Annotated in this window: 1 rRNA gene; it reads left to right on the forward strand. The window is 57.5% G+C overall.

The features are described from left to right. Positions 1 to 1,173: ribosomal RNA gene (locus ABT254_RS46470) — 23S ribosomal RNA — on the forward strand; the annotation flags it as partial.

A 1,173-nucleotide genomic window follows, 5' to 3' on the forward strand; every position in this document is an offset into this window, starting at 1 on the left:
TCTCGTGACTGCGTGCCTTTTGAAGAATGAGCCTGCGAGTTTGCGGTGTGTTGCGAGGTTAACCCGGGTGGGGTAGCCGTAGCGAAAGCGAGTCCGAATAGGGCGTTTGAGTAGCACGCTCAAGACCCGAAGCGGAGTGATCTAGCCATGGGCAGGTTGAAGCGGAGGTAAGACTTCGTGGAGGACCGAACCCACCAGGGTTGAAAACCTGGGGGATGACCTGTGGTTAGGGGTGAAAGGCCAATCAAACTCCGTGATAGCTGGTTCTCCCCGAAATGCATTTAGGTGCAGCGTCGTGTGTTTCTTGCCGGAGGTAGAGCACTGGATAGGCGATGGGCCCTACCGGGTTACTGACCTTAGCCAAACTCCGAATGCCGGTAAGTGAGAGCGCGGCAGTGAGACTGTGGGGGATAAGCTCCATGGTCGAGAGGGAAACAGCCCAGAGCATCGACTAAGGCCCCTAAGCGTACGCTAAGTGGGAAAGGATGTGGAGTCGCAGAGACAACCAGGAGGTTGGCTTAGAAGCAGCCACCCTTGAAAGAGTGCGTAATAGCTCACTGGTCTAGTGATTCCGCGCCGACAATGTAGCGGGGCTCAAGCGTACCGCCGAAGTCGTGTCATTGCAGCATAAGGGCCAACGCCTGCTGTGATGGGTAGGGGAGCGTCGTGTGCCGGGTGAAGCAGCGCCGGAAGGCAGTTGTGGACGGTTCACGAGTGAGAATGCAGGCATGAGTAGCGATTCACACGTGAGAAACGTGTGCGCCGATTGACTAAGGGTTCCTGGGTCAAGCTGATCTGCCCAGGGTAAGTCGGGACCTAAGGCGAGGCCGACAGGCGTAGTCGATGGATAACCGGTTGATATTCCGGTACCCGCTGTGAAGCGTCAAACATCGAACCCATTAATGCTAAGGCCGTGAAGCCGCCCTGGAGCCTTCGGGCAAAGGGGAGTGGTGGAGCCGCTGACCCAAGGTGGTAGTAGGTGAGTGATGGGGTGACGCAGGAAGGTAGTCCAGCCCGGGCGGTGGTTGTCCCGGGGTAAGGGTGTAGGCCGTGCGATAGGCAAATCCGTCGCACTTGTGGCTGAGACCTGATGCCGAGCCGATTGTGGTGAAGTGGATGATCCTATGCTGTCGAGAAAAGCCTCTAGCGAGTTTCATGGCGGCCCGTACCCTA

The sequence above is a fragment of the Streptomyces sp. NPDC001137 genome (assembly GCF_040298885.1).
Classification (GTDB): domain Bacteria; phylum Actinomycetota; class Actinomycetes; order Streptomycetales; family Streptomycetaceae; genus Streptomyces.